Origin of the sequence: Streptomyces avicenniae, assembly GCF_000719135.1 — a bacterium.
Taxonomy (GTDB): domain Bacteria; phylum Actinomycetota; class Actinomycetes; order Streptomycetales; family Streptomycetaceae; genus Streptomyces; species Streptomyces avicenniae.
This window is the reverse complement of record NZ_JOEK01000002.1, coordinates 1-14,155: the sequence shown is the minus strand read 5'-3', so window position 1 is coordinate 14,155 and position 14,155 is coordinate 1. Positions and strand designations below refer to the sequence as shown.

Genomic DNA, 14,155 nt, shown 5'->3' with positions numbered 1-14,155 from the left:
TGCCGCCCGTCCGCCCGTCCGCGCCGCTCCCGGGCGCCCCCGCCGTTCGCGAACTCGGCGTAAGCCGGCCCCGGAATCCGCGCCTCGGGGACCGGGCCGCGGGGCGGCGGGAAGCCGCAGGTCAGGGCGGCGCCGACGCGGGGGAGTGGCGGGCGTCATACATCTGTCCGAGTTCCGGGGGCAGGAGGCAGGACAGATGTCGATGGCCGGGAGCCCGGCGGCTTCCTACCGTCGTGACACACCCCCCGTCCACCGCCTCACCCCCCGGAGGTGCCCATGCTGGGACCGGTCCTGCTGGCGGCCTCGCGCAGCTCCGCCGTCCGGCGGCTCGTCTCGTCGGCGCCCGTGACCCGCCCCGTGGTGGACCGCTTCGTCCCCGGCGAGGGGCTGGACGACGCCGTCGCCACCGCCGAGGCGCTGACCGCGCGCGGCCTGTCCGTCACGTTCGACCACCTCGGCGAGGACGTCCGCGACCGCGCCGAGGCCCTGCGCGCCCGTGACGCCTACCTGGCGCTGGCCGGGCGGCTGAAGGCGGCGGGGCACGGCCCCGGCGTCGAGATGTCCGTGAAGCTGTCGGCGTTCGGCCAGGCGCTCCCCGACGGGCACGACCTGGCGTACCGGCACGCGCTCGCCGTCGCCGAGGCCGCCGCCGACGCGGGCACGACCGTCACCCTCGACGCCGAGGACCACACCACGACCGACTCGACGCTCGCCGTGCTGACCGCCCTGCGCGAGCGCTTCCCGCGCACCGGCGCCGTCGTGCAGGCGTACCTCCACCGCACCGAGGACGACTGCCGCGACCTGGCCGAGACCGGCGCCCGCGTCCGCCTGGTCAAGGGCGCCTACCGCGAACCGCCCGAGGTGGCCCTCCAGCGGCGGCACGACGTGGACCTCGCCTACGTCCGCTGCCTGCGCACGCTGATGCGCGGCGGCGCCTACGCGATGGTCGCCACGCACGACCCCCGCCTCGTCGCCGTCGCCCAGACCGTCGCCAAGCGCGCCGGGCTGGCGCAGGACGGCTACGAGTTCCAGATGCTCTACGGCATCCGCCCCGAAGAACAGACCCGGCTGGCCGCGGCGGGCCACCGGATGCGGGTCTACGTGCCCTACGGCACCGACTGGTACGGCTACTTCATGCGCCGCCTGGCCGAGCGCCCCGCCAACCTCGGCTTCTTCCTCCGCTCCCTCGCCACCCGCGGCTGACCGACCCCGCCGCAGTCCGACCACCCCCTCACGAAGGAGAGTCCGAGGCCATGGACGCCGTGACCCAGGTCCCCGTGCCGGTGAACGAGCCGGTGCACTCGTACGCACCCGGCTCGCCCGAGCGCGCGCGCCTCGAAGCCGCGCTGAAGGAGCTCGCCGACCACCCCGTCGAGCTGCCCATGACGATCGGCGGCGAGCGCCGCATGGGCGGCGGCCCGCGCGTGGACGTCGTCCAGCCCCACCGCCACGCCGCCCGCCTCGGCACCTTCGCCGAGGCCACGGAGCAGGACGCGCGCGACGCGATCGACGCGGCCCTCGCGGCTGCCCCCGCCTGGCGCGCCCTGCCGTTCGACGAGCGGGCCGCCGTCTTCCTCCGGGCGGCCGAGCTGCTGTCCGGGCCCTGGCGCGAGACCATCGCGGCGTCCACGATGCTCGGGCAGTCCAAGACCGCGCAGCAGGCCGAGATCGACGCGCCCTGCGAGCTGATCGACTTCTGGCGCTTCAACGTCCACTTCGCCCGCGAGCTGCTGGCCGAGCAGCCCGCCGTGCAGCCGAAGGGCGTCTGGAACCGGATGGACTTCCGCCCGCTGGAAGGCTTCGTCTACGCCATCACGCCGTTCAACTTCACGGCCATCGCCGGGAACCTGCCGACCGCCCCCGCCCTGATGGGCAACGTGGTCGTCTGGAAGCCCTCCCCGACCCAGACGCACTCCGCCGTCCTCCTCATGCGGCTCCTGGAGGAGGCCGGGCTGCCGCCCGGGGTCGTCAACCTGGTGACGGGCGACGGGCGGGCCGTCTCCGAGGTCGCCCTGCCCCACCCCGAGCTGGCCGGCATCCACTTCACGGGGTCCACGGCGACGTTCCGCCACCTGTGGCGCGGCGTCGGCGAGAACATCGAGCGCTACCGGAACTATCCGCGCATCGTCGGCGAGACGGGCGGCAAGGACTTCATCCTGGCCCACCCCACCGCCGACCCGGCCACCCTCACGACGGCGATCATCCGCGGCGCGTTCGAGTACCAGGGCCAGAAGTGCTCCGCCGCCTCCCGCGCCTACGTGCCGCGCTCGCTCTGGGAGGGCGGGGTGCGCGACGCCCTGGTCACCGGGACGGAGGCCCTGACCATGGGGGACCCCACCGACCTGTCGCACTTCCTCGGTGCCCTCATCGACGCCCGCGCCTACGCCAAGGTCACGGCCGCCCTCGCCCGGGCCGAGGCCGACCCGGCGTGCGAGATCGTCGCGGGCGGCGGCCACGACGACGCGGTGGGCTGGTTCGTCCGGCCGACCGTCCTCACCTGCTCCGACCCGGAGAACGAGGTCTTCACCACCGAATACTTCGGGCCGATCATCGCCGTGCACGTGTACGAGGACGACGCGTTCGACGCCGTCCTCGACCAGATGGAGTCGGTCTCCGGCTACGCCCTGACCGGCGCGGTGTTCGCGCGCGACCGGTCCGTGCTGGCCGACGCGGGCGAGCGCCTGCGGTTCGCGGCGGGCAACTTCTACGTCAACGACCGGCCCACCGGGTCGGTCGTCGGGCAGCAGCCCTTCGGCGGCGCCCGGCTGTCGGGCACCAACGACAAGGCGGGCTCCAAGTTCAACCTGCTGCGCTGGGCCTCGCCGCGCGCGATCAAGGAGACGCTGGTCGCGCCGACCGACCACCGCTACCCGCACATGGGCTGACCGCCCGACCCGCCGGATGGCTGGAATCGACCCCGGGGCGTCTCAGATAGTAGGACGCTCATGTACTTGGCGAGACATGACGGCTGATCACCGCTATTTTTGTGGAGGTTGCACTCAGGGCACCGCTGCCCCAGCCGCCCCAGTCGTCACAGGTCCTCCATCCGGGAGCTGATCCGTCATGCCGTACGCCCCACGAAGCAGGCAGGCGTCCGACGGGGGCACGGCCCTCGGCCGCGCCCGCGCCGACGCCCGTGCCGCCCGCGACGCCAGCCGCCGCGAAGCCGCCCACGCCCTCCAGCGCGCCCTCGACCGCCGGGACAACGGCGGCGTCGCCGACCACTGACCCGCCCGCTCCCCCCGCGGCCCGTCCGGCACGGACGGGCCGCCGGTCCGTCCCGGCGCCCTTGCGCGCTCGCACCCATGTCCGGATCGTGGACCGACTGTGTCGATCGGTGGGACGGGGCGTAGGGTCGCGGCATGGCTCGCAGTATCGATCTCGCGGTGATCCCCGGTGACGGCATCGGCCCCGAGGTGGTGGCCGAGGGACTCAAGGTCCTCGCCGCCGTCCTCCCCCAGGACGTCAAGCTGGGCACCACCACGTACGACCTCGGCGCCCGCCGCTGGCACGCCACCGGTGAGACGCTCCCCGACGAGGAACTGGAACGCCTGAAGGCGCACGACGCGATCCTCCTCGGCGCCGTCGGCGACCCGTCGGTCCCGTCGGGCGTGCTGGAGCGCGGGCTGCTGCTGAAGCTGCGCTTCGCCTTCGACCACTACGTGAACCTCCGGCCCGGCAAGCTGTTCCCCCATGTCGCCTCGCCGCTGGCGGGCGACCCCGACATCGACTTCGTCGTCGTCCGCGAGGGGACCGAGGGCCCGTACGTCGGCAACGGCGGCTCGATGCGCACCGGCACCCCCGCCGAGGTCGCCACCGAGGTGAGCATCAACACGGCGTACGGCGTCGAGCGCGTCGTCCGTGACGCCTTCGAGCGCGCCGCCGCCCGCCCCGCCCGCAAGCTGACGCTGGTCCACAAGAACAACGTCCTGGTGCACGCCGGTCACCTCTGGCAGCGCACCGTCGAGCAGGTCGGCCGCGAATTCCCGCAGGTCGCGACCGACTACCTGCACGTGGACGCCGCCACCATCTTCATGGTCACGCAGCCCCAGCGCTTCGACGTCATCGTCACCGACAACCTCTTCGGCGACATCCTCACCGACCTCGCCGCCGCCGTCACCGGCGGCATCGGCCTCGCCGCCTCGGGGAACATCAACCCCTCGGGCGCCTTCCCGTCGATGTTCGAGCCGGTCCACGGCTCCGCGCCCGACATCGCGGGCACCGGCAAGGCCGACCCCACCGCCACCGTGCTCTCCGTCGCGCTCCTCCTGCGCCACCTCGGCCACGAGGACGAGGCCACCCGCGTCGAGGACGCCGTCACGGCCGACCTCGCCGCACGCGACGGCGCGCCCGCCCGCTCCACGCAGGCCGTCGGCGACGCGCTGGCCGCGCGCGTCACCGGCTGACCCGCCCCGGATCACGCGTCCCGGCGGTGGCGACACCGCCGGGACGGGCACCCGGTGGCTGGGCAACCCGGCCGCCGGGTGCGACCATGAGCGGGGTCATCCCCCCGGGGGCCCGCCGCGCACACCCATCGCACGCACCGTACGCACCGCCCCGCGCCACGATCGGGCACGGGGCCGCTCTCCCTCCGAAAGCTCGGACGTCCTACTACCGAAGCGGGCGACGGGCACACGGTCCGCCCATCCCACGACGCACAAGGACATCCCCCATGACGACCTCGGGTCTCGCCTTCGACCTCAAGCCCTCCGCCCGGCCCCTCTCCCCGGCGGAACGCGACGCCGCCCTCGCCGACCCCGGGTTCGGCCGGTACTTCACCGACCACATGGTGACCATCCGCTGGACCGAGGGCCGCGGCTGGCACGGCGCGCGCCTCGAACCGTACGCGCCGCTCCAGATGGACCCGGCGACCATGGCCCTGCACTACGGCCAGGAGATCTTCGAGGGCCTCAAGGCGTACCGCCAGCCCGACGGCTCCGTCGCCACCTTCAGGCCGGAGACCAACGCCGCCCGCTTCCAGCGCTCCGCGCGGCGGCTCGGCATGCCGGAACTGCCGACCGAGCTGTTCGTCGAGGCCATCGACGTGCTCGTCGCGCAGGACAGGGACTGGGTCCCGGACGGCGGCGAGCAGTCGCTCTACCTGCGGCCGTTCATGATCGCCACCGAGGTCGGCCTCGGCATCAACCGCCCGGCCAACGAGTACCTGTTCATGGTCATCGCCTCCCCGTCCGGCGCCTACTTCCCGCGCGGCATCAAGCCGGTCTCCGTCTGGCTCTCCCAGGAGTACGTGCGCGCCGCCCCCGGTGGCACCGGCGAGGCGAAGTGCGCGGGCAACTACGCGGCGTCCTTCCTCGCGCAGGCCGAGGCCGTCCGGCAGGGCTGCGACCAGGTCGTGTGGCTCGACGCCGTCGAGCGCCGCTGGATCGAGGAGATGGGCGGCATGAACCTCTACTTCGTCCGGGGCAGCGGCGCGGACGCGACGATCGTCACCCCCGCGCTGACCGGCACCCTGCTCCCCGGCGTGACCCGTGACTCGCTGCTGCGGATCGCCGCCGACCTCGGCTACGCGACGGGCGAGACCCGCCTGTCCACCGACGACTGGCGCACCGGCTGCGCCGACGGCACCATCACCGAGGTGTTCGCCTGCGGCACCGCCGCCGTGATCACGCCCGTCGGCTCCGTGAAGTCGGCCGCCGCCGACTGGACCGTCGCGGACGGCGAGCCCGGCGAGGTCACCATGCGGCTGCGCCAGACCCTGGTCGGCATCCAGACCGGCCGGATCGAGGACCGGCACGGCTGGCTGCACCCGATCGCCTGACGGGCACGCCCCGGCGCCGGGTCCGGATGGTGAGACGGCGGGTGGCACAGGGATGGCCCTGTGCCACACTGGGCCCGTGCTTCGGTTCGCCATGATTATCGGTGACCAGCGCGCCGGTCCGCAGTGACCTGCTGACGCCTCGCCCCAGAGCGGCAGCGGCCACCGTGCCACGACCCGCGCGCAGACCTCTCGCATCCGCGAGAGGTCTTTTCGTTTTCCGCACGCGGCACGCGGCGCCCCGGACCGGTTTCCGTCCCCCGTCACACTCTCCGACCGCATCACCGGAAGTCCTCCCCAGGACAGGAGCCCTGACCACATGACCACCGACGCCACGGACCGGAGCGTCCCCAGCGACGCGTTCCACGTCTTCGACACCACGCTGCGCGACGGCGCCCAGCGGGAGGGCATCAACCTCACGGTCGCCGACAAGCTGACCATCGCCCGTCACCTGGACACCTTCGGCGTCGGCTTCATCGAGGGCGGCTGGCCGGGTGCCAACCCCCGGGACACCGAGTTCTTCGCCCGCGCCCGCACCGAGCTGAACCTCCGCCACGCGCAGCTCGTCGCCTTCGGCTCCACCCGCAAGGCCGGGGCCGACGTCACGGCCGACCCCCAGGTCAAGGCGCTGCTCGACTCCGACGCCCCCGTCGTCTGTCTCGTCGCCAAGTCGCACGACCGGCACGTCGAACTCGCCCTGCGCACCACGCTGGACGAGAACCTGGCGATGATCCGCGACACGGTGACGCACCTGCGTGAGCGGGGCCGCCGCGTCTTCGTGGACTGCGAGCACTTCTTCGACGGCTACGTGGCCAACCCCGCCTACGCCCTCGACGTCGTCCGCGCCGCCTCGGACGCGGGGGCCGACGTCGTCGTCCTGTGCGACACCAACGGCGGCATGCTGCCCGCGCAGGTACAGGCCGTCGTCCGCACCGTCGTCGCCGACACCGGCGCGCGCGTCGGCATGCACGCGCAGGACGACAGCGGCTGCGGCGTCGCCAACACCCTGGCCGCCGTGGACGCCGGGGCGACCCACGTGCAGTGCACCGCCAACGGCTACGGCGAGCGCGTCGGCAACGCCAACCTGTTCCCCGTCGTCGCCGCCCTGGAGCTGAAGTACGGCAGGCGCGTCCTCCCGGCGGGCGCCCTGACCGAGATGACCCGCATCTCGCACGCCATCGCCGAGGTCGTCAACCTCACGCCGTCCACCCACCAGCCGTACGTCGGCGTCTCCGCCTTCGCCCACAAGGCCGGGCTGCACGCCTCCGCCATCAAGGTCGATCCCGACCTCTACCAGCACATCGATCCCGACCTGGTCGGCAACTCGATGCGCATGCTCGTCTCCGACATGGCGGGCCGCGCCTCCATCGAGCTGAAGGGCCGCGAGCTGGGCTACGACCTGGAGGGCGACCGCGACCTCGTCGGCCGGATCGTCGCCCGCGTCAAGGAGCAGGAGCTGAAGGGCTTCACCTACGAGGCGGCCGACGCCTCGTTCGAACTGCTGCTGCGCGCCGAGGTCGCGGGCGGCAGCCGCCGCTTCTTCCGGCTGGAGTCCTGGCGCACGATCACCGACCAGCGCACGGACGGCGGCGTGGACAACGAGGCCACGGTGCGGCTGCGCGCCAAGGGCGAGCGGGTCATCGCCACGGGGGAGGGCAACGGACCGGTCCACGCCCTCGACCGCGCGCTGCGCACCGGGCTTGAGCAGACCTTCCCGGAGCTGGCCCGTATCCAGCTGGTGGACTACAAGGTCCGCATCCTGGAGGGCAAGCAGGGCACCCAGTCCACGACCCGCGTCCTCATCACCACGAGCGACGGCACCGGCGAGTGGTCCACCGTGGGCGTCGCCGACAACGTCATCGCCGCCTCCTGGCAGGCGCTGGACGACGCCTACACCTACGGCCTGCTCCGGGCCGGGCTTCACCCGGAGGAGTGAGTGGCGGCGGAGGCGCTGTGGACATCCCACAGCGCCTCCGCGGTTCGCTGGGCCACTTCCCTGCACGGCGGCCCCTGGGCGGCCGACTTCTGTCCAGCGCGGCCATGAATCGGGGGCGGAGACTGTACGGATCTGACGAGGGCAGGCCGGGCCCCGGTTTCGTAGGGTCTATACATGACCGATCTTTCCGAGGCCGAGCGGTCCGACCGCACCGAGCCGGCCCCCGTCCTCGACGCCCAGGGACGAGTCGCCGAGCTGCGCGCGATCCGTGCCGAGGCGCTGCGCGGTCCGTCCGAGAAGGCGACCGAGGCCCAGCACGCGAAGGGCAAGCTGACCGCCAGGGAGCGGATCGACCTGCTGCTCGACGACGGCTCGTTCCAGGAGGTCGGCGGACTGCGCCGCCACCGGGCCACCGGCTTCGGTCTCGAGGCGAAACGTCCCTACACGGACGGCGTCGTCACCGGCTGGGGAACCGTGGACGGCCGCACGGTCTTCGTCTACGCGCACGACTTCCGCATCTTCGGCGGCGCCCTGGGCGAGGCCCACGCCGCGAAGATCCACAAGATCATGGACATGGCCATCGCGGCCGGTGCCCCCCTGGTCTCGCTGAACGACGGCGCGGGCGCCCGTATCCAGGAGGGCGTCTCCGCGCTCGCCGGGTACGGCGGCATCTTCCAGCGCAACACCAGGGCCTCCGGGGTCATCCCGCAGATCTCCGTGATGCTCGGCCCGTGCGCGGGCGGCGCCGCGTACTCCCCGGCCCTCACCGACTTCGTCTTCATGGTCCGCGAGACCTCGCAGATGTTCATCACGGGCCCCGACGTCGTGCAGGCGGTCACCGGCGCCGAGGTCACGCACAACGGCCTCGGCGGCGCCGACGTGCACGCGGGCACCTCGGGCGTCGCGCACTTCGCGTACGACGACGAGGAGACGTGCATCGAGGAGGTCCGCTACCTCCTGTCGCTCCTGCCGAGCAACAACCGCGAGAACCCCCCGGCCGTCACCGCCAAGGACCCCGCCGACCGGCGCGGCGAGGCGCTGGTCGATCTCGTCCCCGCCGACGGCAACCGCCCCTACGACATGCGGTCCGTCATCGAGGAACTCGTGGACGACGGCGAGTACCTGGAGGTCCACGAGCGCTGGGCGCAGAACATCATCTGCGCGCTGGCCCGCCTCGACGGCCAGGTCGTGGGCATCGTCGCCAACCAGCCGCAGTCGATGGCCGGTGTGCTGGACATCCACGCGTCGGAGAAGGCCGCACGCTTCGTCCAGATGTGCGACGCGTTCAACATCCCCATCCTGACGCTGCTGGACGTGCCCGGCTTCCTGCCCGGCGTGGACCAGGAGCACGGCGGTATCATCCGGCACGGCGCCAAGCTGCTGTACGCGTACTGCAACGCGACGGTGCCCCGCATCTCCCTCATCCTGCGCAAGGCGTACGGCGGCGCGTACATCGTCATGGACTCCCAGACGATCGGCGCGGACGTCACGCTCGCCTGGCCGACGAACGAGATCGCGGTGATGGGCGCCGAGGGAGCCGCCAACGTCATCTTCCGCCGCCAGATCGCCGCGGCCGAGGACCCGGAGGCGATGCGGGCGCGGATGGTCAAGGAGTACAAGGCCGAGCTGATGCACCCCTACTACGCGGCGGAGCGCGGTCTGGTCGATGACGTCATCGAACCGGCCGAGACGCGGTCCGTCCTGATCGGCACGCTGGCGATGCTGCGCACCAAGCACGCGGACCTCCCGGTCCGCAAGCACGGCAACCCGCCCCTGTGAGTTCCCGGCGGCCCGGTGGGCGGAACGCGCGACGAGGCGCGGTCCCCGCGGTGTCCGTCCGACGGTGAGCGACGAGTACGGATGAAGGAGAAGGTCTGATGAGCGTCGAGACGAGTGGCGACCCGAGACTGGTCAAGGTCGAGAAGGGCCAGGCGAGCGCCGAGGAACTGGCGGCGGTGACCGCGCTGTTGATCTCGCGCGCCGCGCAGGGCCCCGTGGCGCCGACCGTCCGGGTGCGCTCCAGCGCGGGCTGGCGGCGCCTGGAGCGCAGCACCGGTTTCCGCGCGCCCCACAGCTGGCAGGGCTGACCGCCCCCGAGGTCCACGCCCTGCGACCCCGGCCCCCCGGACGGTTCACCGTCCGGGGGGCCGTCGCGCGTCCGCACAACTGTGATCACTTATGTCTCCGGGAACATCGATAAACCATCAATCTGTCACGGAATCGTTGTGATTTTGTTCACGCCCTCCGATCAAAAGCGGTCAAAGCAGACGTGAGTTCGACGTGGACAAAGCCGACAAAGGGCGATATGGCTTTACTTCTGCCGCGTCCCCGGCCGTCGCGCCGTGTGTATCCCGTGGTGCTCGGGTGGGCGTAAGTCCGGTTTGCCCCCACGTGAGTTCCACACACCGTGAGGGTTCGTCGCCACAGCGTCATAGATGTCACGGCCTTGTTCCGGGCCCTTGTTGCCGGTCGGCCACTGTGCTGGAATTCCACGGACCGTCGCGGGTCGGCCGCCCTGTGAGGGGCGCGCATCAGGCGTCACGCACTGGCTGATCGCAAGACGCGTCGGTTGCCCGAACGACCGGAACGGGGCGTACCATCCGCCCCCGGCTCGACACCGCTTCGTCGTCACGACGACGGGCGCCAAGGTCCAGAGGTTGCGACGCTAGTGCAGGGACGTTTGAAGAGGGAAGGCAGTGCTGCGGGGGATGCGGGGCCAGGTGGTGTGACCGACCGGGATGCCGCGGCCGACCCCGGCACGGGCGACGGCCCGGCGCGCCCTGACCCCGACGGCGGACGCCCCACGTCCGAGGGCACCTCCGAGGGGGACAAGGACAAGAAGGAAGCGGGGGCGGCGCCCGCGCGGCCCAGCCAGGCCGGTTCCCGGCTCGCCCTGCGCAACTGGCGCATCAGCACCCGGCTGGTCTCCCTCATCGCCCTGCCCGTCGTCGCCGCGACGATCCTCGGCGGTCTGCGGCTCCAGAACTCGATGGCCAACATCGACCAGCTGGACGACATGCAGCTGCTCACCGAGGTCACCGAGAACGCCACCCTCCTCGCCGCCGCCCTCCAGGAGGAGCGCGACCGGGCCGTCGGCCCGCTGATCGTCGGCGAGCCGGACACCAGCGACGAGGTCATCGGCCCGCGCGAGGCGTCCGACGCGGCCCTGGGGCGGTTCAACAACGCGACGCAGCGCATCGACACCACCGACCCCGCGATGGCCGGTATCACCGCCAGCATCACGGACATCGGCACCCAGCTCTACGAGCTGAGCGGTCTGCGCAACGACGCGTTCCTCGACCCGGAGTACGTCTCCCAGACGATCTCCCGCTACAACGGCATGATCACCTCGCTGCTCAGCCTCTCGCAGGACATGGCGCAGGCCACCGGCAACGGCGTGATGATCCGCAGCACCCGCGCCCTCGCCGCGTTCTCGGCCGCCAAGGAGCACGCCTCCATCCAGCGCGCCGTCATCACCGCGGGCCTCGCCCGCGACCAGCTCCCCGGCGGCCGTGCCGAACTCTCCGAGAGCGACTGGCGCTACGGCCGCAGCAACATGATGAACGAGAGCGCCAAGCTCAACACGTTCCGCGACATCTACCAGGACTCCGACCGCGCCACCGAGCTGCTGGCGCCCCTGTACGGCGGCAGCGTCAACATCTCCGCCGCCCGCACCTTCGCCGACCAGGTCTTCGCCGCCGAGGAAGGCATCGCGGGCAGCTACCGCACGTACCAGTACTGGTTCGAGCAGGACCGCGACAAGATCCAGGCGATGAACAGCATCGAGCAGCAGCTGCTCGACGAGATGATCGCCCAGGCCCGCGCGCTCCAGGACGAGGCGGAGAACGAGGCGATCCTCAACGGCGCCGTCGTCCTGCTGGTCCTCGGGCTCTCGCTGGTCGGCGCGTTCGTCGTCGCCCGCTCGATGGTCCGCTCGCTGCGCCGCCTCCAGGCGACGGCCCAGGAGGTCGCCCACAAGCGGCTGCCCGAGGTCGTGCGCCAGATGTCCGAGGCCGAGCCGCAGGACGTCAACACGTCCGTCGAGCCGATCGGCGTCTACACGCGGGACGAGATCGGCCGTGTGGCCGAGGCGTTCGACGACGTCCACCGCGAGGCCGTCCGCCTCGCCGGTGAGCAGGCCCTGCTGCGGGGCAACGTCAACGCGATGTTCACGAACCTCTCCCGCCGCAGCCAGGGCCTGATCCAGCGTCAGCTGTCGCTCATCTCCGAGCTGGAGTCCCGCGAGGCCGACCCCGACCAGCTCTCCTCGCTGTTCAAGCTCGACCACCTCGCGACCCGCATGCGCCGCAACGGTGAGAACCTCCTCGTCCTCGCGGGTGAGGAGCCCGGCCGCCGCTGGACGCGCCCCGTCCCGCTGGTGGACGTCCTGCGCGCCGCCGCCTCCGAGGTGGAGCAGTACGAGCGCATCGAGCTGTCGGCGGTCCCCAAGACCGACGTCGCCGGACGCGTCGTCAACGACCTCGTGCACCTCCTCGCCGAGCTGCTGGAGAACGCCACGTCGTTCTCCTCCCCGCAGACCAAGGTCAAGGTCACCGGCCACGCCCTGCCGGACGGCCGGGTGCTCGTGGAGATCCACGACACCGGCATCGGCCTGTCGCCCGAGGACCTCGCCGAGATCAACGACCGGCTCGCCAACCCGCCGACGGTGGACGTCTCCGTCTCCCGGCGCATGGGCCTGTTCGTGGTCGGCCGCCTGTCCCTGCGGCACGGCATCCGCATCCAGCTGCGTCCCTCCGACTCCGGCGGCACCACCGCGCTGGTCATGCTCCCGGCCGACGTCGCCCAGGACGGCGTCAGGCCGCGCCCGGCCGACGGCTCCGCCCCGCCGACCGCCACGCTCCACCGCGAGCCGCCGCCGGTCCGCCGCCCCGCCGCCGAGGCGGGACGGCTCGGTCCCGGGCGGCTCGGGGACGGCACCGGGCCCGGCAGGCAGCGCAGCCTCGGTGGCCGCCCGGCCGAACGGCCCCGCAACCAGGTCGGCGGCCCCGCCGAGCGCCCCGCGCTGCCCTCCCGTCCCGTGGGCGAGGAGTCCGCCCCGCGCGTCTCGCCGCAGACGCCGCCCCCTCCGGTCCCCGCGCCGCAGGCCCCGCCGCCCGCGCCCGCCCCGCCGCAGACCCCGGCCGGCACGCCCGGCGGACGGCCGAGCTGGGCCACGAGTGTCGAGGAGAGCGGCCGAATACCGGTCGCACGGGCCGAGCAGGACCACCCGCGCGGTCACGACGACCGGACCGCGACCGGCCAGTTCCCGACTGTCGGGCCCGGCCCGCAGCCGTACCAGCCGCCCGCCCCGCCGCAGCAGCCGACGGGCCGTTCCGCGATGGCCGACGCCTTCGCCGCACGCCAGGCGCGGGCCGCGCAGGGGCTGCCCGACCACGCCGACGACCCCTCGACCACCGGCCAGTACGCGTACCCGCAGACCGGCAACAGGCCCCCCGCCGACGGACGCAACCCGTCCGACACCGGCGAGTTCCCCGCCCCGCAGCAGCCGTACGCGACCTCCTACCAGGAGCCGTCCTACCCGCAGCCCCCCCAGCAGCCGTCGTACCAGCAGCCCGCCCAGGCGCCGGCCTCCTACCAGGAGCCGCCCCGCCCGGAGCCCGCGTACGACGAGCCGCCCTACCGGGACCAGCGCGGCTACGACGGGCGGCAGCAGTACCAGGACGACGTGTTCGGCAACTCCGGGCAGCGTCCGCAGGGTTACCGGGGCGAGCCCGCCCCGCAGCCCCCCGCGCAGACCGGGCGGCGGCCCGACCAGGGCGACCTGCACACGCCGCTGTCCGAGCCCCGGCAGTACCCGGGCGTGTCCGAGCGGACCCCGATCTTCGAGGAGATGGAATCGACCTGGTTCGGTCTCCGTCAGGCACCGCCCCCGGCGGCGCCCCCGTCCTCGCAGGAGCCGGAAGGCCCTGTCCAGTCCCCCCAGAACCCGCCCCTCCCGGCGCGGCCCGCCCAGCCTGGGCCGCCGTCGGGCGCGCACTCCCCGGCACAGCCCCCCGCTCCCCGCAGGGAGCCGGTCGCCGACACGGGGAGCACGTGGCGTACGTCGCCCAACGACGAACGGTGGCGGCAGGCGGAGCAGCTCCGCCAGCCGTCCGCGGGTGGTGTCACCACCTCGGGCCTGCCGCGGCGCGTGCCGCGGGCCAATCTCGTGGCCGGTGCCGCGCAGCAGCACCAGCAGGCCGCCCCGACCGGTCCGTCGGTCTCCCGCCGTCCGGACGACGTCCGGGGCCGGTTGACCAATCTCCGCAGGGGAATTCAGCAGGGACGCCAGGCCGGTACCACGCCTGGTCGGCCGGACCGGGGCCTCGGCCCCACGTACCAGTAGGAGCGTTAGTGTGAGGCCGATGAGCCAGGCGGCGCAGAACCTGAACTGGTTGATCACCAGTTTTGTGGAGAACACTCCGGGGGTGTCGCACACGGTG

The 14,155-nt window shown here is 72.9% G+C and carries 9 protein-coding genes and 1 pseudogene; all 10 read left to right on the top strand.

Going from position 1 to position 14,155, the window contains the following annotated elements:
• The first annotated feature begins 276 nt into the window (after positions 1–276).
• The gene (locus IF27_RS04105) at positions 277–1,203 is read left to right on the top strand and encodes a proline dehydrogenase family protein (RefSeq protein WP_052847946.1); all 927 of its coding nucleotides are present in this window, start codon (positions 277–279) and stop codon (positions 1,201–1,203) included.
• A 50-nt stretch (positions 1,204–1,253) separates the two neighbouring features.
• Positions 1,254–2,885 (top strand): L-glutamate gamma-semialdehyde dehydrogenase, encoded by a 1,632-nt coding sequence (pruA, locus tag IF27_RS04100; RefSeq protein ID WP_052847945.1) that lies wholly within the window; start codon positions 1,254–1,256, stop codon positions 2,883–2,885.
• A gap of 178 nt (positions 2,886–3,063) precedes the next feature.
• Entirely contained in the window at positions 3,064–3,228 is a 165-nt protein-coding gene (locus IF27_RS30830; RefSeq protein ID WP_190232794.1) for a hypothetical protein, read from the top strand.
• A 134-nt stretch (positions 3,229–3,362) separates the two neighbouring features.
• Positions 3,363–4,406: a 3-isopropylmalate dehydrogenase gene (locus tag IF27_RS04095; RefSeq protein WP_052847944.1), complete on the top strand. Its 1,044-nt coding sequence runs from the start codon at positions 3,363–3,365 to the stop codon at positions 4,404–4,406.
• A 266-nt stretch (positions 4,407–4,672) separates the two neighbouring features.
• Entirely contained in the window at positions 4,673–5,779 is a 1,107-nt protein-coding gene (locus IF27_RS04090; protein WP_052847943.1) for a branched-chain amino acid aminotransferase, read from the top strand.
• Between the two features lie 316 nt (positions 5,780–6,095).
• Positions 6,096–7,712, top strand: coding sequence for a citramalate synthase (cimA, locus tag IF27_RS04085; RefSeq protein ID WP_052847942.1), 1,617 nt, complete (start codon positions 6,096–6,098; stop codon positions 7,710–7,712).
• A gap of 174 nt (positions 7,713–7,886) precedes the next feature.
• Positions 7,887–9,491: an acyl-CoA carboxylase subunit beta gene (locus IF27_RS04080; RefSeq protein WP_052847941.1), complete on the top strand. Its 1,605-nt coding sequence runs from the start codon at positions 7,887–7,889 to the stop codon at positions 9,489–9,491.
• A gap of 98 nt (positions 9,492–9,589) precedes the next feature.
• Positions 9,590–9,799 (top strand): acyl-CoA carboxylase subunit epsilon, encoded by a 210-nt coding sequence (locus tag IF27_RS04075; RefSeq protein WP_052847940.1) that lies wholly within the window; start codon positions 9,590–9,592, stop codon positions 9,797–9,799.
• A gap of 638 nt (positions 9,800–10,437) precedes the next feature.
• Positions 10,438–14,058 carry a sensor histidine kinase gene (locus tag IF27_RS04070; RefSeq protein ID WP_420821977.1) on the top strand — a complete coding sequence of 1,207 codons (3,621 nt, stop codon included), beginning with the start codon at positions 10,438–10,440 and terminating at the stop codon, positions 14,056–14,058.
• 10 nt (positions 14,059–14,068) lie between these two features.
• Positions 14,069–14,155: pseudogene (locus tag IF27_RS04065) on the top strand (roadblock/LC7 domain-containing protein); the annotation flags it as partial.

Excerpts from the sequence above, each read along its gene's own strand:
- IF27_RS04080 (WP_052847941.1), top strand. The coding sequence starts at position 7,887 with ATGACCGATCTTTCCGAGGCCGAGCGGTCCGACCGCACCGAGCCGGCC.
- pruA (WP_052847945.1), top strand. The coding sequence starts at position 1,254 with ATGGACGCCGTGACCCAGGTCCCCGTGCCGGTGAACGAGCCGGTGCAC.
- IF27_RS04075 (WP_052847940.1), top strand. The coding sequence starts at position 9,590 with ATGAGCGTCGAGACGAGTGGCGACCCGAGACTGGTCAAGGTCGAGAAG.
- IF27_RS04090 (WP_052847943.1), top strand. The coding sequence starts at position 4,673 with ATGACGACCTCGGGTCTCGCCTTCGACCTCAAGCCCTCCGCCCGGCCC.
- cimA (WP_052847942.1), top strand. The coding sequence starts at position 6,096 with ATGACCACCGACGCCACGGACCGGAGCGTCCCCAGCGACGCGTTCCAC.
- IF27_RS04105 (WP_052847946.1), top strand. The coding sequence starts at position 277 with ATGCTGGGACCGGTCCTGCTGGCGGCCTCGCGCAGCTCCGCCGTCCGG.
- IF27_RS30830 (WP_190232794.1), top strand. The coding sequence starts at position 3,064 with ATGCCGTACGCCCCACGAAGCAGGCAGGCGTCCGACGGGGGCACGGCC.
- IF27_RS04095 (WP_052847944.1), top strand. The coding sequence starts at position 3,363 with ATGGCTCGCAGTATCGATCTCGCGGTGATCCCCGGTGACGGCATCGGC.